At 67.4% G+C, this 24104-nt stretch carries 23 protein-coding genes; 6 read left to right on the top strand and 17 right to left on the bottom strand.

Features of this window, described 5'->3' with window-relative positions:
• Positions 1–138 precede the first annotated feature (138 nt).
• Positions 139–945 (top strand): MetQ/NlpA family ABC transporter substrate-binding protein, encoded by an 807-nt coding sequence (locus tag LGM89_RS29395; protein ID WP_089428930.1) that lies wholly within the window; start codon positions 139–141, stop codon positions 943–945.
• A gap of 142 nt (positions 946–1087) precedes the next feature.
• Here LGM89_RS29395 and LGM89_RS29390 read toward each other — a convergent pair whose 3' ends face one another.
• The 6 genes from LGM89_RS29390 to LGM89_RS29365 all read right to left on the bottom strand — a co-directional run bounded on the left by LGM89_RS29390 (position 1088) and on the right by LGM89_RS29365 (position 7984).
• The gene (locus LGM89_RS29390) at positions 1088–2203 is read right to left on the bottom strand and encodes a succinylglutamate desuccinylase/aspartoacylase family protein (RefSeq protein ID WP_089496086.1); all 1116 of its coding nucleotides are present in this window, start codon (positions 2201–2203) and stop codon (positions 1088–1090) included.
• A gap of 226 nt (positions 2204–2429) precedes the next feature.
• Positions 2430–3212 (bottom strand): ABC transporter substrate-binding protein, encoded by a 783-nt coding sequence (locus LGM89_RS29385; RefSeq protein WP_089428931.1) that lies wholly within the window; start codon positions 3210–3212, stop codon positions 2430–2432.
• Positions 3213–3438: 226 nt separating this feature from the next.
• Positions 3439–4359: a LysR family transcriptional regulator gene (locus LGM89_RS29380; protein ID WP_226274778.1), complete on the bottom strand. Its 921-nt coding sequence runs from the start codon at positions 4357–4359 to the stop codon at positions 3439–3441.
• Between the two features lie 221 nt (positions 4360–4580).
• Entirely contained in the window at positions 4581–5174 is a 594-nt protein-coding gene (locus LGM89_RS29375; protein WP_089441501.1) for a hypothetical protein, read from the bottom strand.
• 214 nt (positions 5175–5388) lie between these two features.
• Positions 5389–6777 carry an NCS2 family permease gene (locus LGM89_RS29370; protein WP_089459114.1) on the bottom strand — a complete coding sequence of 463 codons (1389 nt, stop codon included), beginning with the start codon at positions 6775–6777 and terminating at the stop codon, positions 5389–5391.
• A gap of 529 nt (positions 6778–7306) precedes the next feature.
• A complete protein-coding gene (locus tag LGM89_RS29365; protein ID WP_226274777.1) occupies positions 7307–7984 on the bottom strand; it encodes a TetR family transcriptional regulator in 678 nt (225 codons plus the stop codon).
• Between the two features lie 48 nt (positions 7985–8032).
• On the opposite strand from LGM89_RS29365, the gene LGM89_RS29360 reads away from it, so the two are divergent.
• Positions 8033–8698: an O-methyltransferase gene (locus LGM89_RS29360; RefSeq protein WP_226207312.1), complete on the top strand. Its 666-nt coding sequence runs from the start codon at positions 8033–8035 to the stop codon at positions 8696–8698.
• A 120-nt stretch (positions 8699–8818) separates the two neighbouring features.
• Here the strand turns inward: LGM89_RS29360 and LGM89_RS29355 are convergent, their stop codons facing one another.
• The 5 genes from LGM89_RS29355 to LGM89_RS29335 form a co-directional block, all read right to left on the bottom strand.
• Entirely contained in the window at positions 8819–9355 is a 537-nt protein-coding gene (locus LGM89_RS29355; RefSeq protein ID WP_226274776.1) for a DUF3455 domain-containing protein, read from the bottom strand.
• A gap of 284 nt (positions 9356–9639) precedes the next feature.
• Positions 9640–10755: an alkene reductase gene (locus LGM89_RS29350; protein WP_226274775.1), complete on the bottom strand. Its 1116-nt coding sequence runs from the start codon at positions 10753–10755 to the stop codon at positions 9640–9642.
• A 72-nt stretch (positions 10756–10827) separates the two neighbouring features.
• Positions 10828–11634, bottom strand: coding sequence for a 2,5-didehydrogluconate reductase DkgB (gene dkgB / locus LGM89_RS29345; protein ID WP_226274774.1), 807 nt, complete (start codon positions 11632–11634; stop codon positions 10828–10830).
• 133 nt (positions 11635–11767) lie between these two features.
• Positions 11768–12727: a TIGR03571 family LLM class oxidoreductase gene (locus LGM89_RS29340; protein WP_226274773.1), complete on the bottom strand. Its 960-nt coding sequence runs from the start codon at positions 12725–12727 to the stop codon at positions 11768–11770.
• Between the two features lie 13 nt (positions 12728–12740).
• Entirely contained in the window at positions 12741–13943 is a 1203-nt protein-coding gene (locus LGM89_RS29335; RefSeq protein ID WP_226207319.1) for an MFS transporter, read from the bottom strand.
• 110 nt (positions 13944–14053) lie between these two features.
• On the opposite strand from LGM89_RS29335, the gene LGM89_RS29330 reads away from it, so the two are divergent.
• Positions 14054–14995 (top strand): LysR family transcriptional regulator, encoded by a 942-nt coding sequence (locus tag LGM89_RS29330; RefSeq protein WP_226274772.1) that lies wholly within the window; start codon positions 14054–14056, stop codon positions 14993–14995.
• Positions 14996–15073: 78 nt separating this feature from the next.
• Here LGM89_RS29330 and zwf read toward each other — a convergent pair whose 3' ends face one another.
• Positions 15074–16549 carry a glucose-6-phosphate dehydrogenase gene (gene zwf / locus LGM89_RS29325; RefSeq protein ID WP_089428943.1) on the bottom strand — a complete coding sequence of 492 codons (1476 nt, stop codon included), beginning with the start codon at positions 16547–16549 and terminating at the stop codon, positions 15074–15076.
• A 282-nt stretch (positions 16550–16831) separates the two neighbouring features.
• Positions 16832–17452, bottom strand: a complete 621-nt coding sequence (locus LGM89_RS29320; RefSeq protein ID WP_226207321.1) for an FMN-dependent NADH-azoreductase — start codon at positions 17450–17452, stop codon at positions 16832–16834.
• 111 nt (positions 17453–17563) lie between these two features.
• On the opposite strand from LGM89_RS29320, the gene LGM89_RS29315 reads away from it, so the two are divergent.
• Positions 17564–17998 (top strand): winged helix-turn-helix transcriptional regulator, encoded by a 435-nt coding sequence (locus LGM89_RS29315; protein WP_089496100.1) that lies wholly within the window; start codon positions 17564–17566, stop codon positions 17996–17998.
• Positions 17999–18039: 41 nt separating this feature from the next.
• On the opposite strand, the gene LGM89_RS29310 is transcribed toward LGM89_RS29315, so the two are convergent.
• The 3 genes from LGM89_RS29310 to LGM89_RS29300 all read right to left on the bottom strand — a co-directional run bounded on the left by LGM89_RS29310 (position 18040) and on the right by LGM89_RS29300 (position 20371).
• Positions 18040–18618 (bottom strand): peroxidase-related enzyme, encoded by a 579-nt coding sequence (locus LGM89_RS29310; protein ID WP_226274771.1) that lies wholly within the window; start codon positions 18616–18618, stop codon positions 18040–18042.
• Between the two features lie 85 nt (positions 18619–18703).
• Positions 18704–19687, bottom strand: coding sequence for an MDR family oxidoreductase (locus LGM89_RS29305; RefSeq protein WP_226274770.1), 984 nt, complete (start codon positions 19685–19687; stop codon positions 18704–18706).
• A gap of 45 nt (positions 19688–19732) precedes the next feature.
• Positions 19733–20371, bottom strand: coding sequence for a TetR/AcrR family transcriptional regulator (locus tag LGM89_RS29300; protein ID WP_226274769.1), 639 nt, complete (start codon positions 20369–20371; stop codon positions 19733–19735).
• A gap of 184 nt (positions 20372–20555) precedes the next feature.
• Here LGM89_RS29300 and LGM89_RS29295 point away from each other — a divergent pair, with 184 nt between their 5' ends.
• Both LGM89_RS29295 and LGM89_RS29290 read left to right on the top strand, forming a co-directional pair.
• Positions 20556–21746: a M20 aminoacylase family protein gene (locus LGM89_RS29295; protein WP_089496104.1), complete on the top strand. Its 1191-nt coding sequence runs from the start codon at positions 20556–20558 to the stop codon at positions 21744–21746.
• Positions 21747–21801: 55 nt separating this feature from the next.
• On the top strand, positions 21802–23136 hold the full coding sequence (locus tag LGM89_RS29290; protein ID WP_226207326.1) for an MFS transporter: 1335 nt from the start codon (positions 21802–21804) through the stop codon (positions 23134–23136).
• Positions 23137–23182: 46 nt separating this feature from the next.
• On the opposite strand, the gene LGM89_RS29285 is transcribed toward LGM89_RS29290, so the two are convergent.
• Complete coding sequence (locus LGM89_RS29285; protein ID WP_089428962.1) at positions 23183–24103, bottom strand: LysR family transcriptional regulator; 921 nt, start codon at positions 24101–24103, stop codon at positions 23183–23185.
• Between the last annotated feature and the right edge of the window lies 1 nt (position 24104).

Here is a 24104-nt window from a genome sequence, read left to right as displayed (position 1 = left end):
TATAGCCGGTGGTTATACCGATTCAGACTGAGATTCGACCGGAATCAGGAATATGCACATGAAATAAGCTTGGTTGGCGGCGTTCCGGCCCCATGCCACGATCCGTGTTCCAACAAACGACACGGGACAGAGGACACCATGCGACGTTCATTCCTGACCGGCCTCGGCGCACTCGCCGCCGCGCTGGCATTCGCGGCGCCCGGCGCGCACGCCGACCCGCAAACGCTGAAAATCGGCACGATGAGCGGCCCCGACGCCCAGATCTGGACCGAGGTGACGAAGGTCGCGGCGCGCGAAGGTCTCGCGATCAAGGTCATCGAATTCAACGACTACGTGCAGCCGAACGCGGCGCTCGATTCCGGCGATCTGGACGCGAACGGCTTCCAGCACCAGCCGTTCCTCGACAGCCAGATCAAGCAGCGCGGCTACAAGATCGTCAACGTCGGGCTCACGTACACGGCGCCGATGGGTTTCTACTCGAAGAAGCTCAAGTCGCTCAAGGACTTGCCGGTGGGCGCGAAGGTCGGGATCCAGAACGATCCGTCGAACGGCAACCGCGCGCTGTTGCTGCTGCAGAAGTACGGGGTGATCAAGCTGAAGCCGGGCGTCGGCGCGAACGGCGTGAATGCGACGCCGCTCGACATCGCCGAGAACCCGAAGAAGATCAAGATCGTCGAGCTCGATTCCGCGCAGCTGCCGCGCGCGCTGCCTGACGTCGATGCCGCGTCGATCAACACCGACTATGCGGTGAAGGCCGGGCTCACGCCGGTGAAGGATGCGATCGCGATCGAGGATCTGCGCGGGCCGTACGCGAACCTGATCGCGGTGCGCGCGCAGGACAAGGACAAGCCGTGGGTGAAGAAGCTCGTCGCGGCCTATGAATCGGACGACGTGCGCAAGTTCATCGACCAGAAGTTCGGCGGCGCGATCATCCCGGCGTTCTGAACGTTTTCACGTACCGGATGGCCGAAGATCGACGATCCGGAAAGCCAATCGCCCGCGCAAGCGGGCGATTTCGTTGGTGCGGGCGGGTATGCGCGATACGTGCGCGCCGTGCTCCGGCGCGCACACCGGCCGCTCTGGCCGCTCAGGCCGACAGCAGCGAACCCGTGCGGATCGCGGTCGCGCCGGCAATCCGCGCGACTTCCATGCCGGCTGTGGCGAAGCGCACGATCTGGCGCGCGTACAGCACGCCCGACACGCTGCTCTTCAGCGTGACGACGCGATCGGTCAGCGGATCGACGATGTCGGCCACGGCCTGGCCGGCCTCGATCATCACGCCGACCGGCGTGCGGAACACGATCACGCCCGACACCGGCGCGACGAGCGGATCGGTGCCCGCGAGCGGCGTGGCCGGATGCGCGAGCGGCGGCAGCGGCGCCGGCGTGCCGTCGACGACCCCACGCTCGGTCAGGTATTCGACGATCGCCTGTGCGTCCTTTTCGGCGAACTCGTACGACACGTCGCGCTCGCTGCGCAGCTCGATCGTGACGGAAATCGCGCCGTTCGGGATCGGGAAGCGGTCGCCGAAGCGGCTGCGCAGATCCGACCAGCAGAAGCTGTGGATCTCGTCGAACGGGTTGCCGACCGAATTCAGCGCGAGCAGCGACGCCTGCGCGTCGAGGTAGCGCGACAGCGGCTCGACGTCCGGCCACAGATCGGGATTCGTGTAGAGGTGCATCACCGCATCGCTGTCGCAGTGCAGGTCGAGCACGATATCGGCGTCGAACGACAGCTTCTGCAGCGCGAGGCGTTGCGAGTCGAGCTCGGTGCGCGGCTTCTGCTCGTCGAGCGCTTCGCGCATCGCGGCGCGCACGGCGACGAGGTTGTGCTGCGCGTCGTGGGTCAGGCGGTGTTCGACGCGCGGCAGCACGAGCGCCGCGAGATCGTAGAAATTGCGGTTGAAGTTCTGCATCGAGCCGAGCTCGAAGCGGCCGAGGTGATCGCCGAACACGTGTTGCGACAGGCCGATCGGGTTCGGCACCGGCACGATGACGACTTCGCCGCGCAGCTTGCCGGCCGTCTCGAGCGCGGCGATCTTGCGGCGCAGCAGCGTGGCGACCAGCATGCCGGGCAGTTCGTCCGCGTGCAGCGAAGACTGGATATAGACCTTCTTGCCGCCGCGCGGGCCGTAGTGAAAGCTCGTGATCTGGCGTTCGGTACCGACGGCGGGGGAAATCAGCGGATGGGTCTGCGTTTGCATGATGGGGGAGTGCGGCGCAGCCGCGAATGATCCGGTGTGCGTGGAAGATCGATTGTACGTTGCCTTCCTCGCCGCCATCAAACCGGCGCCAGAACACGCCGTTTCCCTTTGAGAATCATCAGGTTGGGGCGGAAAAAATAACGCTGCCGGCACGGCCCGCGCAAAAAAAACGGGCTCCTTGCGGAGCCCGTTCGTGCCGAAGCGAAGCGTGCGCTTGCCGGGCGGATTACTTGCCGTAGACGTCGAAATCGAAGTACTTCTTCGCGATCTTGTCGTACGTGCCGTCCTTGCGCATGCCGGCGATCGCGCCGTCGATCTTCGCCTTCAGGTCGGTGTCTTCCTTGCGCAGGCCGATGCCGGCGCCGTTGCCGAGCGTCTTCGGATCGTCGATGTCCTTGCCGGCGAAATCGAAGTTCGCGCCGCGCGGGGTCTTCAGGAAGCCGATTTCAGCTTGCACCGCGTCCTGCAGCGCGCCGTCCAGGCGGCCAGAGATCAGGTCGGCGTAGACCTGGTCCTGGTTCTGGTAAGGCACGACGTTCACGCCCTTCGAGGCCCAGTACGTCTTCGCATAGGTTTCCTGGATCGTGCCCTGCTCGACGCCGACCGACTTGCCCTTCAGCGATTCGGCCGTCGGCATCAGGCCGGTGCCCTTCTTCGTGACGAGGCGCGTCGGCGTGTTGAACAGCTTCGCCGAGAAGGCGATCTGTTCCTGACGCGCCGGCGTCATCGACATCGACGACAGCACGCCGTCGAACTTGCGGGCCTTCAGCGCCGGAATCATCCCGTCGAAGTCGTTTTCGATCCACACGCACTTCGCGTTCATGCGGCGGCAGATTTCGTTGCCGAGGTCGACGTCGAAACCCACAACCTTGCCGTCGGCGCCTTTCGATTCGAAAGGCGGGTAGCTTGCGTCGACGCCGAACCGCACGGTCGTCCAGTCCTTCGCATACGCGGTGCCTGCCGATACGGCGAGCAGGGCTACGGTCACAGCCGCAAGAATCTTTTTCACTCGGTGACTCCTCGTTTTGTTCGATGGGTGCGCGGTTGTGCCGCGCCGTAAGCCTTCGGCCCGGCGCGGCTTCGCGACAGGCTGTCCGTTTCGCCCACCCGATGCGGGCGCGCGACGTGCGGAAGATTATCAAGACAAAATACCGGCAGGGCGCCTAGGACAAGCCCCGATACCGGGCCCGGCGGCGGCGCATGAGGGGCGCCGCCGTTTCAGACACAGGAACGATTCAGCCGAGCGTTTCGTTGACCGCGCGCTGCAGGCACGTGACGAATTGCGTGACGGCGGGCGTGGGCAGCAGGTCGCGCCGCGCGATGATCGACAGGTCGAAGCGCGGCATGGCTTCGTCGAGTTCCGCCGTGCGGATGCCCAGCGGCGCGACCATCGCGGCGAGCGGGCGCGTGAAGCAGCCAATCACGTCCGAGCGCGCGACGAGCCCGAGCGTCACCGCGAACGACATCGGCGAGCGCAGCAAACGTTTGGGCAGCGGCAGCCCGTGCGCCTCGAACATCCCGACCATCACACTGTGCGGAAACTGCTCGGCGCCCACGGTGACGATCCACTCGGCATCGAGCAATTCCTCTAACCGGCGCGCATGCGCAAGCGGGTGGCCTTCGCGCATCACGATGGTGAATTCGGTCGACAGCAGCGGCAATTGCGTGAAATCGCGGTCGAGCGCGGGCACGTGGTGCATCGCAGCGATGTCGAGCGTGCCGTTGCGCAACTGCGCGAGCGCGTCGGGCACCGTCACTTCCTCGAGATGCAGGCTCACGTTCGGCATCGACTGGCGGAACGCCGTCACCGCGTGCGGCAGCGCGGTCAGCGCGATCGACGGCATCGTGCCGACCGCCACGCGCCCCGACATCTCGCCTTTCACCTGCTCGACGGCCTCGACCGTGCGGCGGATATCGCCGAGCAGTTGCTCGGCGCGCGGCAGCAGCGCATGGCCGCACGCGGTCAGCTCGACGCCGCGCACGCTGCGCGCGAGCAGTTCCGCGTTGAGCGCCGTTTCGAGCTCGCGGATCGTATGCGTGACCGCGGGCTGCGTGACGCCGAGTTCGCGCGCGGCGGCGCGCAGGCTCTTGTGATGCGCGGCGGAGACGAACGCCTGGAGCTGCGCGAGGTTCAGGGGGTTGCGGATGCGGGTCATCGATCGGGTCCGGTTGGCGCGATGCTGTGGCGGGCGATGGGTTGAAGCGGAATTTGATGGCAATCCTGACGGTTGCGTGCGCATGGGTTTACGGCGCCGTGGCTCGGGCAGGCGACAGGTGCGGTCGAGGCCGCGATGGCGCTCGTCGCCGGGCGGGTCGTGATCAAGCCGTTTTGATGCGGGTAGCCTGCACGTGCCGCAATCGCAGGTGCGGCGACGCCCTACGCCAGCGCCATTTCGACAGCCGTCAGCGTGCGGCGTCGAATCCAGCCGCTCGCCATCCGGATCGCGAGCCAGTACGGCATGAACAGCAGCCGCGTGCGGGCGGTCGGGCAATGCACGAAGGTTTCGGTGCGCAGCAGGTGCGCACCCGACGCGAGCCCGACGACTTCGAAGCGGAGCACCAGCTTCGCATCGCGCGGATCGTCGTGCCGCACGAACGCCGCCGCGTCGGCGATCTTCAGCACGCCGAGGTCCGGGCGCCAGAAGCGGCCGACGAGGCCAAGCGACAGCGACGTTTCGTCGCGATGCAGCGGCGTGAACGCATGGAGGCCGAAGCGTTCGCGTTCGACGCGTGTGGCGCCGGAGCGCAGCGACGCGGCAACGGCTGCCGGGAATTCGCGGACGTTGAGCAGCGCGTCGACGATCGGATCCGTGCGCATGTCGAGCGTGGCGACCGTGTCGATGATGCGCGCCGGCGCCGCATCGATCGGCTTCGATTCGTGCACTTCGTGGAAGCCGAACGACGGGATGAACGGCGGCTTGCGCGCCGACGTCCGGGTGCTCGATTCGGAAACGATGCCGAGCGCGTTCATGGGGGCCCCCAAAGGCAAAGCCCGATCGTAGCACCGGGGGCGGATTCGCGCCGCACCGTTTCCGCGATGCGCGCCGCACTGCGCCCCATCAACAAAAAAAGCCTGGAAACTTGCGTTCCCAGGCTCGGAGACCATCAACGATGATGGTGGAGGAGACGATGTCGTCCCGATGCGCGCCGTCCTTCTGCCGGCGACGTCGCGCACGATTCGCTGGTCAGATCGCCCAGCCGCCGAGATAGAACGTGACGAGCACGGCCGCGATGAGCACGGTGCCGACGTTGAGCTTGCGGAATTCGCCGCTGGCGATGCGGCCGATCACGAGCGTCGAGAAGCCGAGCATGATGCCCGTCACGATGTTCGCGGTCAGCACGATGAACACCGCGCACACGAGGCCCGACATCGCGTCGACCATGTCGTCCATGTGCAGCTTGCTCACGCTGCCGAGCATCAGCAGGCCGACGTACATCAGTGCCGGTGCGGTGGCGTACGACGGCACGAGGCCCGCGAGCGGCGAGAAGAACATCACGACGAGGAACAGCAGGCCGACCACGGCGGCCGCGAGGCCCGTCTTCGCGCCGGCGGCCACGCCGACGCTCGACTCGATGTAGGCTGCCGCCGGCGCACCGCCGAGGAAGCCGGAGAAGATCGAGCTGAGCGAATCGGCGGTCAGCGCACGGCCGCCGTTGATGATGCGGCCGTTCTCGTCGAGCTGGCCGGCCTGGCCCGCGACCGCGCGGATCGTGCCGGTCGCGTCGAACACGGCGGTCATCACCAGCGCCAGCACGCTCGGCAGCACGGCCATCGACAGCGCGCCCTTGATGTCCATCGCACCGATCAGCGACGCATGGCCCGGTGCGCTCAGCGACGGCAGCGCGAAGATGCCGTGGTATTTCACGCTCGGATCGAAGATCAGCCCGAAGATCGAGATCGCGATTACGACGAGCAGGATGCCGCCCGGCACGCGACGCTTCTCGAGGCCGAAGATCGCGGCGAGGCCGATGATCGACATGATGACCGGGAACGCGGTGATCTGGCCGAGCGAGACCGGCAGGCCGGCGCCCGGGTTCTTGATCACGAGGCCGACGTCGTTCGATGCGATCAGCAGCAGGAACAGGCCGATGCCGATCCCGGTGCCGTGCGCGACGCCCGCGGGCAGGTTGCGCAGGATCCACGAACGCACGCCGGTCACCGAGATGCCGGTAAACACGAGGCCCATCAGGAACACGGCGCCGAGCGCGACCGTCGGCGACAGCCCCTTGCCGAGCACGAGGCCGAACGCGGTGAACGCGGTCAGCGAGATCGCGCAGCCGATCGCGATCGGCAGCTTCGCCCACAGGCCCATCAGCAGCGAACCGAACGCGGTCGTGAGGCAGACCGCGACGAACACGGCGCTCGTGTCGAAGCCGGCCTTGCCGAACATGCCGGGCACGACGAACACGGAATAGACCATCGCGAGGAAGGTCGTGACGCCGGCAATGATCTCGCGGCGCTGCGTGCTGCCGCGCGACGAAATGTCGAAGTACCGGTCGATGACTCCCTTGGTGCCAAAGTCAGTTTCTTCCGCGCCGACGCCGACCGTCGGCTGCACCGGGGTATCACTCATGAGCTTGCTCCTTTATCAGCATGCTGAAACGGCCCGTAGCGAACCGTCGTCAGGGTGTCTCGTATCTAGTTGGGATTGTCGGCAACGTCGTGGGGACGAATGACGCGTGATCCGTGTCGTTCCGTGCGAATCGAAACGATCGCGTGGGTGTCGCGTCGTGCGACGCGTTGTGGTGTCGACCCCGTCACGTGTGCTTTGCCGTAGCGAAGGTTAGGCGAACCGCCCATCACGTCCCATTGGGGGAAGAGCATGCAGCGCATGTCTCAGCGCTTATATCGGCGTGCAACGGGGCTCCGTCGCGTCGACCCACGTGTATACGCCTAGTTCGAATCCGTTAAGGCGATTATTTGAATGCAGGGTCGACGGACAAGGGGGAAGCGGGGGATGCATCGAGAATTACGAATGTCTTTCATGGTGGCCGGGCAGGCCGGTGGAAGCAGGGGCCGGTGGCGGGATCCGCCGCCGCGCGCAACCTGCATTCGGACGATGGCGCCGTCGCGCAGGGGCGGTTTTCGTCGTCGCCTCGGCCTCAATTGTGCGCGAGATGGTTGAGGTAGGCGCGGAACATGTCGGCCATCGCGTTCGCATACGCGTCGATTTCATCGGGCGAGCGCTCGCTTTCCGAAAACGCCTTGCCGGCCGCGGTGAGCGTGGTGGTGATCAGGTCGCAGGCCAGTTCGCGCGTGGCGTCCGGTGCGTCGGGCAGCGCCTCGCGCATGAACGCCTGGAAGATGCGGTTGCCGGCCGCCTTCGCTTCGTGTGCCTCGGGCGCGTCGCGATAGAGCGGCGCGGCGTCGTCGAGCGCGATGCGCATCCGCGCCTCGTCGCATTCCGAACGGATGAACGCGCGAACGGCCGTACGCAGCCGCTCGGGCGGTGTCCGGTTCACGTCCTCCAGCATCCCGCGCAGCATCTCGGCCGTCTGCCGCCACTCTTCATGCTGCAGCCGGAACAGCACGGCCGCCTTGTTCGGGAAGTACTGGTACAGCGAGCCGACGCTCACGCCGGCGCGCTCGGCGACGCGCGCCATCGTGAAGCGCTGCGCGCCTTCGCTCGCCAAAACCTGAACAGCGGCCTGGAGGACGGCCTCGACGAGCTGGGTCGAGCGAGCCTGCCGAGGCTGCTTGCGCGTGGCAATCCGGGCGTTCGGGCGGTCGGTCATGCGTGGCTGGCCAATGCGAATAGTAAAACCTGAATAGTTCGTCATATTCTAACCAGGTGCACCGACGCACTCAACCTGAACCCGGAGATACGCATGACCACCCTGACGCTCGACCCGCTGGCCTCGCTGCTGGCACGCCTGTTCGACGAAGCCGACGCCTCGTCGCCCGCGACGAGCCCGGACTTCGCCAGCCTGTCGCGCGACGAGCAGGCGCGGCTGATGCGCAGCAAGACCGACTACACCGACTTGTATGCGCGCCTGAAGGACTATCCGCTCGCGGTGTCGCGCGAGACCGGCACGCTGCTGTACATGCTCGCGCGCAGCGGCGGCGCGCGGTCGATCGTCGAATTCGGCACGTCGTTCGGCATTTCGACGCTACATCTCGCGGCTGCGCTGCGCGACAACGGCGGCGGCCGGCTGATCACCAGCGAATTCGAGCCGTCGAAGGTCGTGCGGGCGCGGGCGAACCTGGCGGCAGCCGGGCTGGCCGATCTCGTCGAGATTCGCGAGGGCGATGCGCTGCGTACGCTGGCCGCCGATCTGCCGGATTCGGTCGACCTGCTGCTGCTCGACGGTGCGAAGGCGCTGTATCCGGAGGTGCTCGCACTCGTCGAGCAGCGGTTGCGGCCCGGCGCGTTCGTCGTTGCCGACAATGCCGATTTCAGCCCCGACTATCTCGCTTACGTGCGCTCGCCGGAGAACGGCTATCTGTCGGTGTCGTTCGGCGGCGATGTCGAGTTGTCGATGCGGATCGGCTGAGCTTCACGGACGCTGAACGACGGCAGGCATCCGACCGTCAAGAATAGGATAACTGATCAATGTGATGAGAAAGTCGGACAATACCGCAGCGGCGCCCGGCGCGTCGGGCGCCGTCGCGCGTTATTTCAGGAACACGTAGCGCGCGAAATACGGGAAGCGGCCGACCGCATGCTCGGTCGAACACGCTGCATCCGGCGGCATGCCGCCTGCGGTATCGAGCCGCTGCACGAAGCGCACGCCGGCGAGCGTGCCGGCCGCGGCCTTCGCGTCCGTTGCGTCCGGCGTCGCGGCGAGCAGGAGTTGCGGAATGCTGCCCGGGCGTGCGCTCGGCGCTTCCGCGAGTTTCTTGCCGGTGATGCGGCTACCGTCGAGCGCTTCCCATGACGGCCCCGTGCCGTGCCGGACGACGAGCGTGCCGCTCGCGTCGAACAGCATCGCTTCCGGGTGCTGGAACACCCACGCGAGCTTGTGTCCGGCATCGTAGTCGCACGTGTAGACCTGTAGGCCAGCCGCGGTCGTCGACAGCACGGGCGTGGCCGGCTGCGGCGGCGCGAGGCCGGCGGCGTCGTCGGCGCGGGCGGACGACGCGCAGAAGGCGAGTGCAACGCAGGCCGCGGCGGCCGGCAGCATGGGGCGTTTCGGGAAGCGGCTTCGCATGGCGAGGCATCCTTTCAGGGCGGGTGACGGGTATTCGTCGACGAACCCGTAAACGCTAGACGCCAATTGCACCGGCTGCAATGCGCAAATGGCAATCGTGCCGATAGCCGTTGCGATTGCGTGCGGCCCCGGATGCGCGGCCGTGGGTTGACGCGGCCGCGCCTGCCCGATTCAACCTCAATCCGGGCCAACCGGCGTCGGTGCCTGCGTGGCCGCGAACGGCAGGATCGCGGCGAGCGCGAGCAGGCCGAGCGTTGCTTTCATGTGTCGCCCCAGCGGGTGCGTCAGGCCGCGGCTTGTGCCAGCGTCGGGTAGTCGGTCAGCCCGCGCTCGCCGCCGCCGAACAGCGTGTTGCGGTCGTGCGGTGTGAGCGCGGCACCGGTGCGCAACCGCTCAGGCAGGTCGGGGTTCGCGACGAACGGGCGGCCGAACGCGACGAGGTCGGCCCAGCCGGCGGCGATCGCTTCGCGTGCGCGCTCGGCGGTGTACGCGCCGGCGTAGATCAGCACGCCCGGGAACGCGGCGCGCAGTTGCCGCTTGAATTCGACCGGCATCAGCGGCGCGTCGTCCCAGTCGGCTTCCGCGATGTGCAGGTAACCGACGCCGAGTTCGCCGAGCAGCGTTGCAGCGGCGAGGTAGGTCGTTTCCGGATCGTCGTCGACGCAACCGTTCAGCGTCGTCAGCGGCGCGAGGCGGATGCCGACGCGCGATGCGTCGCCCGTGCCGTCGATCAGCGCCTGCGTGACGTCGCGCAGGAAGCGCAGCCGGTTTTCGAGCGAACCGCCGTACGCGTCGGTGCGCGTGTTGGCATTCGAGTCGATGAACTGGTTCACGAGATAGCCGTTCGCGCCGTGCAGCTCGACGCCGTCGAAGCCGGCCTCGATCGCGTGGCGCGCGGCGGCGCGGTATTGATCGACGATCTCGCGGATCTCGTCGAGCGTCAGCGCGCGCGGTTCGGACGCCTGCACGAAGCCTGGCGTGCTGCCGTCTTCACCCGCGATGAACACGTTCACGCCTGTCGCCTGGAGCGGCGACGACGACACCGGCTGCCGGCCACCGAGCAGGCTCGTATGGCTCAGCCGGCCGACGTGCCACAGCTGCGCGAAGATCCGGCCGTGCGCGGCATGCACGGCGTCCGTCACCTTGCGCCAGCCGGCCACCTGCGACGGCGTGTGAATGCCGGGCGTCCATGCGTAGCCCTTGCCGAGCGGCGCGATATAGGTGCCTTCGCTGACGATCAGGCCCGCGCTCGCGCGCTGCGCGTAGTACGCGGCCATCAGTTCGTTGGCTTCGTCGCCGGGCTGGCTGGCGCGCGAACGTGTCATCGGCGGCATCACGATGCGGTTCGGCAGCGTCAGCGCGCCGAGTTGCAGCGGTTGGAAAAGCGGGTCCTGGGTCATGGTGTTGATGTCCTGTCGGTGCCGCGGCCCGCGGGCCGCGGTGAATCAAAGGGTGAGTGGCGGGTGGCGCGTTCAGTCCCACGTCGGCGCGAGGCCGGCCGGGTCGACTTCGCGGCCGTTGCGTTCGAGCGCGGCGATCTGCGCCATGTCTTCGTCGGTCAGGCGCAGCGTCTGCGCGAGCAGGTTGCTCGCGAGGTTCTCGCGCTTCGTCGACGACGGGATCACCGAGTAGCCGAGCTGCAACGCCCACGCGAGCGCGACCTGGGCGGGCGTCGCGTCGTGACGCCGCGCGATCGCGCCGATCACCGGATCGCCGAGCACCTTGCCGTACGCGAGCGTCATGTACGACGTGACGTGGATGCCTTCGGCGTTCAGGAATTCGACGAGCTTGCGGTTCTGCAGGTACGGGCTCAGCTCGATCTGGTTCGTCGCGATCGCGTCCTTGCCGACGGCCGCGATCGCTTCCTTCGTCAGGGCGATGTTGAAGTTCGAGATGCCGATCCGGCGCGTGAGGCCCTGCGCTTTCGCATCGGCGAGCGCGGTCATGAACGTGTCGAGCGCGACGCCGTTGTCGGGGGCCGGCCAGTGGATCAGCGTCAGGTCGACATGGTCGGTGCGCAGCTTGCGCAGGCTTTCCTCGAGGCTTGGCACGAGCTTGTCCGGCGCGTAGTGGTCGACCCAGATCTTGGTCGTGAGGAACAGCGCGTCGCGATGCACGCCCGACGCGGCGATCGCTTCGCCGACTTCGGCTTCATTGCCGTAGATCTGCGCGGTGTCGATCGCGCGGTAGCCGACTTCGAGGCCGTTGCGCACCGAGTCGATGACGACCTGGCCTTGCAGGCGGAACGTACCGAGGCCGAATGCGGGAATCTTGCTCATCAGGTGCTCCTGGGAGAGTGGAACGGGTTTGCCATGGAAGTCATTCTGGCGTGTTGGATTGGTGAGATAAACGCCGTTGCCGGTCAAAAATATTTGATCTGAAATCAAGTATCGGGAGTGGGTTGGGACGATGTCATGCAGCGCGCGTCCGTGCGTTTTCATCCGCGTGGAACACCGGCAGTACCTCTGCCGCGATCTCGGCCAGCGTCTCGTCGAGCGGACGCAGGTTGCGGCGGAAATGCAGGCCGATGTGCTGCACGCCCGCGTCGCGCATGGCCGCCAGCTCCCCGACGAGCGCGAGACGCCCCGCGCGGGCGCCGAAGCGGTGACGCTGCAGCGGCGCGTGCGGGTCGTCCGCGAGATCGAGGTGGATGAAGCTCACGTACGGCTTGTCGCCGGCCACCGCGCGCCAGTTCGCGGCGCGCTGCCGGTGGTCGTCCGGTGTGCCGGGGTACGCGAGGCAGCCGTCCATGTGTTCGCCGATCCACGCGGGCGTTTGCTGCGCGAGACCCGCGACGAGCAGCGGCAGCGGCGCACGCGCGGCGGGCAGCACGTCGAGGCCGGGCGGCAGATGCCCGCGCGCGCCGTCGCGCAGCAGCGCGATCTGGTCGCGGAAATTCGCGCCGCGCGATGCGAAGTCGCGGCCGAACAGCGGATATTCGACGGGCCGGTCGCCGCTGGCGACGCCGAGCAGCAGGCGGCCGCCGCTCAGTTCCTGGATCGACGCGGCCGATTTCAGCGTGAGCAGCGGCTCGCGCAGCGGCAGCACGACGGCCGCCGTGCCGAGCAGGATGTCGTTCGTGATGCCGGCGAGGTAGCCGAGATACGAGAAGGTTTCGAACACCTGCGCGGCGTCGCCGAACGCGGGGTCGTACACCGGCACGTCGCGCACCCAGAGCGCACGGAAGCCGAGCCTGTCGGCCCGTTGTGCGAGCGTCGCGTGGCGCGCGAGGTCGGGGACGCCGGGGTAGCGACGGTCGTGCTGGCGCTTCGCGTTGCCGGCCGGCGACCAGTCGTTGTCGAGCGGCAGTTCGAGGCCGATGCTGAAGCTGCCGTCTGCGAGTGTGTCGAGTGCCGTGAGTGAAGTGGACATGGTCGGGCTCCGTTCAGTGCGCGAGCTGGACGGGTTCCGCCGTGCGTTCCGGCAGGCCTGCGCTGCGGTCGAGGCGACCGCTCAGTGCGGTGAGCGCGAATGCGCCGAGCGTGACGGCTGCCGCGATCCACGGCGTATGGCCGAGGCCGACGTGCGCGACGATCACGCCGCCGAGTGCCGAGCCGCCCGCGACGCCGAGGTTGAACGCGGCGATGTTGAAGCCGGATGCGACGTCGGTGGCGTCAGGCGCGAAGTGCCGTGCCTGCTTCACGACGTACACCTGCAGGCCCGGCACGTTGCCGAATGCCACCGCGCCCCACGCGAGCATCGTCAGCACGGCGAGCCATTTGACGTGGATCGTGAAGGTGAGCGCGAGCAGCACGATCGCGAGCAGCAGGAAGATCCGCTTGAGCGCCTTCACGGGGCCGACGGCGTCCGCGAGCTTGCCGCCCCACACGTTGCCGAACGCGACCGACATGCCGTAGCCGACGAGCACGAGGCTCACTTGCGACGGTGTGAAGCCGGCGATCTGCTCGAGCAGCGGGGCCATGTACGTGAACGCGATCAGCGAGCCGCCGTAGCCGACGGCCGTCATCGCATAGACCAGCAGCAGGCGCGGCTGCGCGAGCACGCGGAACTGGCGGGCGAGCGGCGCGGGCGCCGTTTGCGGCAAGCCGCGCGGCACGAAGGCCACCGCGCCGACGAACGCGACGAGGCCGAACAGCGCGACGACCAGGAACGTCGCGCGCCAGCCGAAGTGCTGGCCGATGAAGGTGCCGAGCGGAATGCCGGCGACGAACGCGACGGTCATCCCGCTGAACATCGTCGCGATCGCGCTGGCGGCCTTCTCCTTCGGCACGAGCGTGGTCGCGATGATCGAGCCGACCGAGAAGAACACGCCGTGCGCGAGGCCGGTGAGAATGCGCGCGACGATCAGCGATTCGTAGCCGGGCGCCTGCCACGCGACGAGGTTGCCGACGGTGAACAGCGCCATCAGCGCGGCGAGCAGGGTCTTGCGCGGCACGCGGCCGGTTAGCGCGGTGAGGAGCGGCGCGCCGATCGCGACGCTCAGTGCGTAAAGGCTGACGAGCAGGCCGGCGGACGGCAGGCTGACGCCGAGGTCGGCGCCGATCGTCGGGATCAGCCCGACGATCACGAATTCGGTGGTACCGATGGCAAATGCGCTGATGGTCAGCGCAAGCAGGGCGAGTGGCATGACGGGTGCTCCAGGGTCCGGTGAGGATGGAGCGCAGTGTGCCGCCTTTACTTTTGCTGAAAACAGGTCTATAAACCAAATTGTTTTGATTTGAAATCAAGAATGCAGCGATGAAGATTACACTCGACGAACTCCAGGCCTTTGCCGCCGTGGTCGACTCCGGTTCGATCACGGCAGCCGCGCAGCAGCTCGATCTCACGGTGTCGGCGACGAGCCGCACGCTCGGGCGGCTCGAGGAGAAGCTGAAGACCACGCTGCTGCGCCGGACCACGCGCCGGCTCGAACTGACCGAGGAAGGGCGCGCGTTCCTGCAGGACGCGCGCGCGATCATCGAATCGGTCGAGACGGCGGAAGAGCAGATGCTCGCGCGGCGCGAGATGCCGTCGGGGCGGCTGCGCGTGGACGCGGCGACGCCGTTCATGCTGCACGTGATCGTGCCGCTCGTGCGCGGCTACCGCGAACGCTTCCCGAAAGTCGAGCTGGAGCTGAACAGCAACGAGGGCATCATCGACCTGCTGGAGCGGCGCACCGACGTCGCGTTCCGGATCGGCCGGCTGAAGGATTCGACGCTCCACAGCCGCCGCATCGGCACCAGCCGGATCCGCATGCTCGCGAGCCCCGCGTATGTGGCGGCGCATGGCCAGCCGCGCAAGGTGGAGGATCTCGACAAGCACACGCTGCTCGGCTTCACGCAGCCTGAATCGCTGAACGTGTGGCCGATCCTCGGCGCCGACGGCGAACCGTGCCGCATCGAGCCGGGCATCCGCTCGTCGAGCGGCGAGACGCTGCGGCAGCTCGCGCTCGATGGCGCGGGGGTCGTCTGCCTGTCGGATTTCATGACCGCGCAGGATCGCGAGGCGGGCCGGCTCGTGCAGGTGCTCGCGCGCCAGACGCTCGAGGTCGAGCAGCCGATCCACGCGGTGTACTACCGCAATACCGCGATCTCGTCGCGGATCGCGTCGTTCGTCGATTACCTGATCGAGGCGCTGGGCGGCGGCGGCAGCGATGCGCCGGGGCGGCGCAAGGCGGCGTCGTGGATGGAGCCGCGCTAGGCGGCGGCCGGGACGACGGGGCGGGTTACGCCACGTGCGATCCGGCGTGCCGTACTCCGGCACGCCGTCGGGTGGCGGTTACGCCTCTTCGGACCAGGACATCCCGTCGCGCGCGAGCAGCGCCGACGAAGCCGCGGGCCCGAACGTGCCGGCCGTGTACAGGCGCGGCCGGTCGCCGAGCTGCTTCCAGCCGTCGAGGATCGGCTCGACCCACGACCACGCGGCTTCGAGCTCGTCGCGGCGCATGAAGTGCGTGAGGCGGCCGCGGATCACGTCGATCAGCAGACGCTCGTACGCTTCCGCGCGCCGCTCCGGAATCGCCTGCTGCAGGTCGAGGTTCAGGCTCACGGGCACCATGTTCATCCCGCTGCCCGGTTCCTTCGCGAGCATCTGCAGCTGGATCGACTCTTCCGGCTGGAGCTGGATCACGAGACGGTTGCTGTAGTGGCGCGGGCCGGTCGGGATGATCGAGAACGGCATGTCCGCGAACTCGATCACGATTTCCGACTGGCGGCGCTGCAGCCGCTTGCCGGTGCGCAGGAAGAACGGCACGTTCGCCCAGCGCCAGTTGTTGATGTGCGCGCGCAGCGCGACGAAGGTTTCCGCGCGGCTGTCCGCCGGCACGTTGTCTTCCTCGAGATAGCCCTTCACCGGCTGGCCGTCGACCGCGCCGGCCGTGTACTGGCCGCGCACCGTGTCGCGCGCGACGTCGGCCACCGCCATCGGCCGCAGCGAGCGCAGCACCTTCAGCTTCTCGTCGCGCACCGCGTCCGGGTCGAGCGACACCGGCGGCTCCATCGCGACGATGCACAGCAGCTGCAGCAGGTGGTTCTGCACCATGTCGCGCAGCGCGCCGGTATGGTCGTAGAAGCCCGCGCGGCTGCCGACTCCGACCGTCTCCGCCACCGTGATCTGCACGCTGCGGATGCTCGGCGCCTGCCACAGCGGCCCGAAGATCGGGTTGCCGAAGCGCAGCACCATCAGGTTCTGCACGGTTTCCTTGCCGAGATAGTGGTCGATCCGATAGATCTGCGATTCCTCGAAGTGCTTGCCGACCGCATCGTTGATCGCCTTCGCGGACGCGAGATCGTGGCCGAGCGGCTTTTCGAGGACGACGCGCGAGTGCTTGTCGACGAGATGCGCGGCCGACAGGTTGTCGCAGATGGTGGTGAACAGCTCCGGCGACGTCGACAGGTAGAACACGCGGATCGCATCGCCGCGCGCCGCTTCCGCGAGCCGCAGGTAGTCGTCCGGCGCGTTCACGTCGATCAGCACGTACTTGAACAGGTCGAGGAAACGGCTCCAGGCCGCTTGATCGAACGCCTTTTCGTCGATGAACGGACGCGACTGCTCGTCCATGAACTTGCGATAGCCGTCGATGCCCCAGTCGCGGCGGCCGACCGCGATGATGCGCGTCTCGGGCGGAAGGTTGCAGTGCAGGTGCGCCATGTACAGCGCGGGCAACAGCTTGCGGGCGGCCAGGTCGCCGCCGCCGCCGAAGATGATCATGTCGACGGGCCGGTCGGCTCCGGTCTGGGTAGGCTGATTCGTCATGGGAGGTTCGCGGTGTGAAACGGGGAACGTGAAACGAACGTCGGAGGCGTCGGGCGCCGGTACGGCAAAACCCTAATAGTGCACGCTTTTGATGGATTGCGTGCGTGTCCGTTTACGGTCGCGAAGCGGCCGGGCGGCGTATTGCCGTCGAACGTGCAGGAGTGAGCGCTGACATCGGGTTGGCTCGCCGGGAGCGGCAAGCGGCCGTTCGGCCCCAGCGCGTGAGGGCGGGCGTCGGCTGGCGCCGCCCGCGTGCGGCGATCGACGGGCGCTGCCGTTGTTTCAACCCGCCTGTTCCACCAGCGCCTGCACGTCCTGCCCGGCCTTCGCGATGGCCGCTTGCACCGCATCGGCGCCCAATACGGTGCCTTCCATGCGGACTTCGCGGATGTCGGTGATCCCGATGAACCCGAGCAGATGCTTCAGATAGCCGGACTGGTAGTCGAACGGTGCATACGGGCCTTCCGAAAAGACGCCGCCGCTGGCGGTGACCAGATAGGCCTGCTTGCCTTCCACCGTGCCGGCGACGCCGCTTTCGCCATAGCGAAACGTGACCTGCGGCCAGATCACGCGGTCGAACCACGCGCGCAGCTGCGTGGACGGGCCGAAGTTGGTCATCGCGGAGCCGATCACGACGATGTCGGCGGCGCGCAGTTCGTCGACCAGCGCTTGTGCCAGCTCGACGGCCTGCACTTGCTCGGCGTTGCGCGCGTCGGGCGGCAGCATGCGGCCGACGATGTAGGCATCGTCGATATGCGGCAGCGGATCGGTGGAGAGGTCGCGCAACGTCACGGTGCTGTTTGCGTTGCGCGCCGCGAGTTGCCGCGCGAGGTCGTGCGCGACGCGCGTGGACAGGCTGTCGGTGCTGCGGGGGCTGGAGGTGATCAGCAGGATGCGGCTCATGAGCGTTCCTTTCGGGATAAGATGAGAACCTGGTAACTTTTGATAACTCAGTTACCGAAAAGCATGTGGAATGCTAGGGTTCGCGCCCGGGCCCCACAAGAACGCACAGGCTTGTGCCCCAGTCACATCGATGTTCCTGCCACCATGCCCCGACCCAGCGAAGACGGCTGCCAGGCGACCCGCCAGATCCTCGACCGGATCGGCGACAAGTGGAGCCTCTACATCATCGCGACGCTGAACGACGGTTCGCGGCGCTTCAACGAGCTGAAACGCGAGATCGAAGGGATTTCGCAGCGCATGCTGACGCTGTCGTTGCGCGGACTGGAGCGCGACGGGCTGGTCACGCGGACGGTGTTCCCGACGATTCCGCCGCGCGTCGACTATGCGCTCACGCCGCTCGGCGCAACGCTGCTGGAGCCCGTCATGGCGCTCGTCAGGTGGGCGGAGCAAAACAAGGAGCCGATCGCGCAAGCGCGCGAGCGTTTCGACGAGGCGGCCGATGCGGCGCCGAAGCCGGGCGAGGGCGTCGTTTACCGCAGTCGCTAGGGGCGGGGCGCGGGCGCCGCGTCCCCGAGCGTCGCGTGCGCTCAGCGCCCCAGCGCGTAGAACTCCGCATTCGGCCGAATGTTCGTCACGTTCGCGATGCGGTTGGACATGCCGAAGAAAGCCGAGATCGCCATGATGTCCCACACGTCTTCTTCGACGAAGCCGTGCGACTCGAGCGCGTCGAAGTCCGCTTCGCCCACCCCCTGCGCGGCCTGCGACACCTTCATCGCGAAGTCGAGCATCGCCTTCTGCCGGGCGGTGATATCGGCCTTGCGGTAGTTGGTGGCGACCTGGTCGGCGATCAGCGGATTCTTCGCGCGAATGCGCAGGATCGCACCGTGCGCGATCACGCAGTACTGGCACTGGTTCGCGCTGCTGGTGGCCACGACGATCATCTCGCGCTCGGCCTTGCTCAGGTTGCCCGGCTTGTCCATCAGCGCGTCGTGGTAGGCCATGAACGCGCGAAACTCGTCGGGACGATGCGCCAGCGTCAGGAATACGTTCGGGATGAAGCCCGATTTTTCCTGGACGGTCGCGATGCGTTCGCGAATGTCCTCGGGCAAGTCTTCGAGCGCGGGCACGGGAAAGCGGCTGATGGGGGCGGTGTGTGCGGCGGTCATGAGGTCTCCTGGATAACGTGGCGCGGGCGGACTCGATGCGCGAGCCGCCGTTCGAATAAAGAAACGCCGGTGATCGTCATCGGCGTCACGCGTTGACGTCGACGACGACGCGGCCGCGCACCTTGCCGTTGATCAATTCCCCGGCAAGCGGGACGACGTCGCCCAGGCCGACCTGGTGGCTGATCGCGCCCAGCTTCCCGACGTCGAGGTCGGATGCGAGCCGGCGCCACGCTTCCAGGCGATCGGCGCGCGGGCACATGACGCTGTCGATCCCGACGAGCGTGACGCCGCGCAGGATGAACGGCATGACGGTCGCGGGGAAATCGAAGCCCGCGGCCAGGCCGCAGGCGGTCACGACGCCGCGGTAGCGCGTGGTCGCGCACACGTTGGCGAGCACGTGGCTGCCTGCCACGTCGACCGCGCCGGCCCAGCGCTCCTTGCCCAGCGGCTTGCCGGGCTCGCTGAATTGCGACCGTTCGAGGATCTCCGCCGCGCCGAGCTGCCGCAGGTAGTCGGCATCGGCGGGGCGGCCCGTTACCGCGACCACGCGATATCCCAGCTTGGTGAGGATGGCGGTGGCGACGCTGCCCACCCCGCCTGCCGCGCCGGTCACCACGATCTCACCGTCGTCCGGGCGCACGCCGTGTCGCTCCAGCGCCATCACGCACAGCATCGCGGTGTAGCCCGCCGTGCCGATGGCCATCGCCTGTTGCGGAGAAAAGGCGGACGGCAGCGGCACCAGCCAGTCGCCGTCGACGCGGGCCTTCTGCGCGAGGCCGCCCCAATGCGTTTCGCCGACGCCCCAGCCGTTGAGCACGACCTGATCGCCGGGGCGATAGTCCGGGTGCGTGCTCGCTTCGACTTCGCCAACCAGATCGATGCCGGGCACCATCGGGAACTTGCGGACCACCGGGCTTTTGCCGGTGATCGCCAGCCCGTCCTTGTAGTTCAGTGTCGAATAGCCCACGCGTACCGTCACGTTGCCGGCGGGCAACTGCGCGTCGTCCAGCGTCTGGAGCCGGGCCTGCTGGCCGGTTTCATGCCTGTCGATCACGATGCCTTGAAACATGTGTCCTCCTTTCTAGACCGATCGTCTAGTTAATGGCAAAAAAATTCAGCGGCGCGGTAGTCCATTGAAGAAAAACTGCGCGAACAGCACGAGCGGCCCGTCGCTGCGCTCCAGCTTCGCGCGCAGCACGGCGCCTTCCCAGCCGATCCAGAAGAATGCGGCCAGCTCGGCGGGATCGGCCGAACCCGCCAGTTCGCCGGCTTGCTGCGCGGCGACCAGGCATTCGGCGAGGCGCCGTTGCCAGTCCTCGAACGTGGTGCGCAGGCGTTCCCGGAAGCTTTCCGGCAGCGTGCCCATTTCCTGTCCGAGGTTACCGATCAGGCAGCCGCGGCTGTACGCGTAGCGGGCCATGCCGTCGCGGGCGTCGTCGACGAACGCGCGCACGCGCGCCAGCGGCGAGCGTTCTGGCTGGCTGAAATGGCGATCCAGCTTGCGGGCGAAGAACTCAGCGTAACGGTCGATCAGTTCGAGGCCGAACGCTTCCTTGCTGTCGAAGTAGTGATAGAAGGAGCCCTTCGGCACGCCGGCGCGCCCGAGGATCTCGTCGAGCCCGGTGGCGGAAAAGCCCTTTTCGGTGAGGATCTCGAGCCCGGTGCGCAACAGCATGTCACGCGTGGCGACGAGATCGTCGTGCTGCTTGGGTGGCCTGCCGCGGCGGCGAGGCGGATCGATTCGAGCGTCCATGGCGGAATAATAGACCGTTCGTCTCGAAAATCAATGGGTCGTGTGTCGTCCGTACTAACCCTGATTAAAAAACCTTATCGCGGTGAAAAATTCCGCATCTTATTGAACCGATATCGGCTCGCTATAGTGGCTCGCTTTCCCGCACGCACCGTTGCGTGCGCAGACAAACAGCAGGAGCCTCTTGATGCCCACCGATACCCGATTCACCGAAGTCGAGGATCTGTTGCCCGCCGCCGGCGGGTTGCGCGAGATCCGTCACCACATCCATCACCACCCCGAACTCGCGTACGAGGAGCACGACACGGCCGCGCTCGTCGCCGAGAAGCTCGAACAGTGGGGCTGGCAGGTGACGCGCGGGGTCGGCAAGACGGGCGTGGTCGGCACGCTGCGCGTGGGCGACGGCACGCGCAGCATCGGCATTCGCGCCGACATGGATGCGCTGCCGATCATCGAGGCGACGGGGCTGCCCTATGCGAGCGGCACGCACGGCAAGATGCACGCGTGCGGCCACGACGGCCACACGACGATGCTGCTCGGCGCCGCGCAGCACCTCGCGAAGACCCGCAACTTCTCCGGCACCGTGCACCTGTATTTCCAGCCGGCGGAGGAGCATGGCGTCGACAGCGGCGCGAAGAAGATGATCGACGACGGCCTGTTCGAGCGCTTCCCGTGCGACGCGGTGTTCGGCATGCACAACCATCCGGGCGCGGCACCGGGCGTGTTCCTCACGCGGCGCGGCCCGTTCATGTCGGCTGGCGACAAGGCGATCATCACGATCGAAGGCGTCGGCGGCCACGCGGCCCGGCCGCACCTGACGGTCGATCCGGTGGTCGTCGCGGCGAGCATCGTGATGGCGCTGCAGACGATCGTCGCGCGCAACGTCGATCCGTCGCAACCGGCGGTCGTCACGGTCGGCTCGATGCACGCGGGCACCGCGAACAACGTGATCCCGAACGGCGCGCGCCTCGAACTCAGCGTGCGCTCGTTCAGCCCCGACGTGCGCGCGCTGCTCAAGCGCCGCATCACCGAGCTGGCCGAAACGCAGGCCGCGAGCTACGGCGCAACCGCGCACGTCGAATACATCGAAGGTTATCCGGTCGTCGTCAATACGGATGCCGAAACGGATTTCGCCGCGCAGGTGGCGCGCGAACTCGTCGGCGACGCGCATGTGGTCGAGCAGACCGACCTGCTGATGGGCAGCGAGGATTTCGCGTTCATGCTGCAGCAGCGGCCGGGCTCGTTCGTGCGCCTCGGCAACGGCGAAGGCGAGGACGGCTGCATGGTGCATAACCCGAAATACGACTTCAACGATCGCAACCTGCCGATCGGCGCGGCGTTTTGGACGCGCCTCGTCGAGCGTTACCTCGGGCAGTGATCGCGGCGGCGGCGCGGGGCCGGCGCTTCCGGCGCATTGACAGGAGAGGATAGCGATGCAGAAAGACCATCTCGCGCTGCACCACGCATCGACGGGGGCGGCCGAAGTCAGTCCCGCGCCAGGCGCACCGGCCGTCACGCGGCGCGGTGCGATTGCCGCGGCCGTGATCGGCAACTGGCTGGAATTCTTCGATTTCACCGTGTACGGCTTCTTCGCGGTGCTGATCGGCAAGCTGTTCTTCCCGTCGAGCGACCCGACCACGTCGCTGCTGCTGTCGGTCGCGACGTTCGCCGCCGGCTTCTTCACGCGGCCGCTCGGCAGCGTCGTGCTCGGCGTCTACGCGGACCGCAAGGGGCGCAAGGCCGCGCTGAACCTGACGATCATGCTGATGGCGCTCGGCACGGGCCTGATCGCGATCGCGCCGACGTATGCGCAGGTCGGCGTGGCCGCGCCGCTGCTGGTCGTGTTCGCGCGGCTGATGCAGGGCTTCTCGCAGGGCGGCGAATTCGGCGCGGCGACGTCGACGCTGCTCGAACAGGGCGGCACGTCGCGCCGTGCGTTCCGCGCGAGCTGGCAGCTCGCGACGCAGGGCGGCGCCGCGCTGATGGGTTCGGGTTTCGCGGCGCTGTTGTCGAACACGATGACGAAGGATGCGCTGGAAGGCTGGGGCTGGCGCTTGCCGTTTCTCGTCGGCGTGCTGATCGCGCCGGTCGGGATGTTCTTGCGCCGCCGGCTCGCCGACGATGCGCCCGGCGACAGCCATCACGGCATCGAACGCGGCGTGCTGCACGAGCTGTTCTCGAAGCACACGCGCACGGTGCTGCTGCTGATGCTCACGGTAATGGGCGGTACGGTGTCGACCTACATCCTGACGTTCTACATGCCGACCTACGCGATTCACACGCTCGGCCTGCCGATGAAGCTGTCGATGTTCGTCGGCGTCGCATCGGGCTGCGTGATGCTGGTCACGTGCCCGCTGTTCGGCTGGCTGTCGGACAGGCTCGGCAGCCGGCGCCTGCCGATCTTCGTCGGCCGCGGCGTGCTGGTCGCCTTGCTGTTCCCGGCGTTCTGGCTGATGAACCATCACCCGACGCTGTCGGTGATCCTGCCGCTGACCGCGCTGATGCTGCTGTTCTATTCGCTCGGCTCGGCGTCGGAAATGGCGCTGATGTGCGAGTCGTTGCCGCGCCACGTGCGCGCGACCGGCATCTCGATCGCGTATGCGCTCGCGGTAACGATCTTCGGCGGCACCGCGCAGTTGATCGCGACCTGGCTTGTGAAGACGACCGGCAGCAAGCTCGCGCCGGCCGGTTACGTGGCCGCATGCGTGGTGCTGTCGCTGATCGCGGTGGCGATGCTGCGCGAGACGGCGGGGGATTCGATCGACTGATTCGCGGCGCAGCGCAGCACGACGGGCGGCCGGCGGCAATACGCGCTTACCGCCCGCGCACCACCCTCAGGTACGACGCGAGCATCGTCGCGAGTTCCTGCGCGGCCGGCGTCAGCGGCACGGCCGCGCGCTGCAGCAGGCAGATGTCCTGCGATTCGGCCTGTTCGCGCACGGGCACCTTCGCGAGCGCGCCGGCAAACGGCCCGTGCCGCGTCACGGCTTCGGTTTCGAGCGACAGGCAATCGGTCTGCGTGACGAGCTGCAGCGTCTCGAACATTCCTTCGACGGTGGCGAGGATCTTCGGCGGCGGCAGGCCGTGCACGTCGAAGTACGCGAGCAGCCGGTTGACGACGGGATCGGCGCTGAGATTCGGCGAGCGTGTCGACACCCACGCGTAGTCGGCCAGTTCGGCGAGCGATTGCGCATGCATCGCCGGATGCCCGTTGCGGCACACGACCACCGGCGCGGATGCACGCAGCGGCGTAACCGCGAGATCGGTCGTGTCGGTCTGCTTCGCGACCAGCGCGATCGCGAAATCGACCGCGCTTTCCCGCAGCCAGCCGATCATCATCCGCGACGTGCCGGTGCGCAGGTGCACGTCGACCTTGTCGAAGCGCGCGCGGAACGCGCTCAGCACCGGCGCGAACGCATCGATTAGCGGTTCGGCCACGAGGCCGAGCGTGACGGTGCCTTCATACGCGCCGCTCAGTTGCCGGATTTCCCGCTCGACCTGCTCGCATTCGCCGAGGATCGACCCGGAGCGCGCGAGCAGCCGCTGGCCGACGGCCGTCGGCACGATCCCGCGATTGGTGCGCGTGAACAGCGTCGCGCCGAGCGTCGCCTCGAGGCTCTGCAGCTGCTGCGTGACGCCGCTCTGCGCGAGGTCGAGCGCGCGTGCGGCCGCGCGCAGGCTGCCGTGCTCGACGACGGCCTGGAAGATGCGGAGCTGGGAGAGCGTGAACGCCATG

Origin of the sequence: Burkholderia sp. AU31624 (genome assembly GCF_020420065.1) — a bacterium.
Lineage (GTDB): Bacteria > Pseudomonadota > Gammaproteobacteria > Burkholderiales > Burkholderiaceae > Burkholderia.
Note: the sequence above shows the minus strand (reverse complement) of the source record. Positions and strands in the feature narration are given on the sequence as shown.

Excerpts from the sequence above, each read along its gene's own strand:
- LGM89_RS29395 (WP_089428930.1), top strand. The coding sequence starts at position 139 with ATGCGACGTTCATTCCTGACCGGCCTCGGCGCACTCGCCGCCGCGCTG.
- LGM89_RS29390 (WP_089496086.1), bottom strand. The coding sequence starts at position 2,203 with ATGCAAACGCAGACCCATCCGCTGATTTCCCCCGCCGTCGGTACCGAA.
- LGM89_RS29380 (WP_226274778.1), bottom strand. The coding sequence starts at position 4,359 with ATGACCCGCATCCGCAACCCCCTGAACCTCGCGCAGCTCCAGGCGTTC.
- LGM89_RS29375 (WP_089441501.1), bottom strand. The coding sequence starts at position 5,174 with ATGAACGCGCTCGGCATCGTTTCCGAATCGAGCACCCGGACGTCGGCG.
- LGM89_RS29370 (WP_089459114.1), bottom strand. The coding sequence starts at position 6,777 with ATGAGTGATACCCCGGTGCAGCCGACGGTCGGCGTCGGCGCGGAAGAA.
- LGM89_RS29365 (WP_226274777.1), bottom strand. The coding sequence starts at position 7,984 with ATGACGAACTATTCAGGTTTTACTATTCGCATTGGCCAGCCACGCATG.
- LGM89_RS29360 (WP_226207312.1), top strand. The coding sequence starts at position 8,033 with ATGACCACCCTGACGCTCGACCCGCTGGCCTCGCTGCTGGCACGCCTG.
- LGM89_RS29355 (WP_226274776.1), bottom strand. The coding sequence starts at position 9,355 with ATGCGAAGCCGCTTCCCGAAACGCCCCATGCTGCCGGCCGCCGCGGCC.
- LGM89_RS29350 (WP_226274775.1), bottom strand. The coding sequence starts at position 10,755 with ATGACCCAGGACCCGCTTTTCCAACCGCTGCAACTCGGCGCGCTGACG.
- dkgB (WP_226274774.1), bottom strand. The coding sequence starts at position 11,634 with ATGAGCAAGATTCCCGCATTCGGCCTCGGTACGTTCCGCCTGCAAGGC.
- LGM89_RS29340 (WP_226274773.1), bottom strand. The coding sequence starts at position 12,727 with ATGTCCACTTCACTCACGGCACTCGACACACTCGCAGACGGCAGCTTC.
- LGM89_RS29335 (WP_226207319.1), bottom strand. The coding sequence starts at position 13,943 with ATGCCACTCGCCCTGCTTGCGCTGACCATCAGCGCATTTGCCATCGGT.
- LGM89_RS29330 (WP_226274772.1), top strand. The coding sequence starts at position 14,054 with ATGAAGATTACACTCGACGAACTCCAGGCCTTTGCCGCCGTGGTCGAC.
- zwf (WP_089428943.1), bottom strand. The coding sequence starts at position 16,549 with ATGACGAATCAGCCTACCCAGACCGGAGCCGACCGGCCCGTCGACATG.
- LGM89_RS29320 (WP_226207321.1), bottom strand. The coding sequence starts at position 17,452 with ATGAGCCGCATCCTGCTGATCACCTCCAGCCCCCGCAGCACCGACAGC.
- LGM89_RS29310 (WP_226274771.1), bottom strand. The coding sequence starts at position 18,618 with ATGACCGCCGCACACACCGCCCCCATCAGCCGCTTTCCCGTGCCCGCG.
- LGM89_RS29305 (WP_226274770.1), bottom strand. The coding sequence starts at position 19,687 with ATGTTTCAAGGCATCGTGATCGACAGGCATGAAACCGGCCAGCAGGCC.
- LGM89_RS29300 (WP_226274769.1), bottom strand. The coding sequence starts at position 20,371 with ATGGACGCTCGAATCGATCCGCCTCGCCGCCGCGGCAGGCCACCCAAG.
- LGM89_RS29295 (WP_089496104.1), top strand. The coding sequence starts at position 20,556 with ATGCCCACCGATACCCGATTCACCGAAGTCGAGGATCTGTTGCCCGCC.
- LGM89_RS29290 (WP_226207326.1), top strand. The coding sequence starts at position 21,802 with ATGCAGAAAGACCATCTCGCGCTGCACCACGCATCGACGGGGGCGGCC.
- LGM89_RS29285 (WP_089428962.1), bottom strand. The coding sequence starts at position 24,103 with ATGGCGTTCACGCTCTCCCAGCTCCGCATCTTCCAGGCCGTCGTCGAG.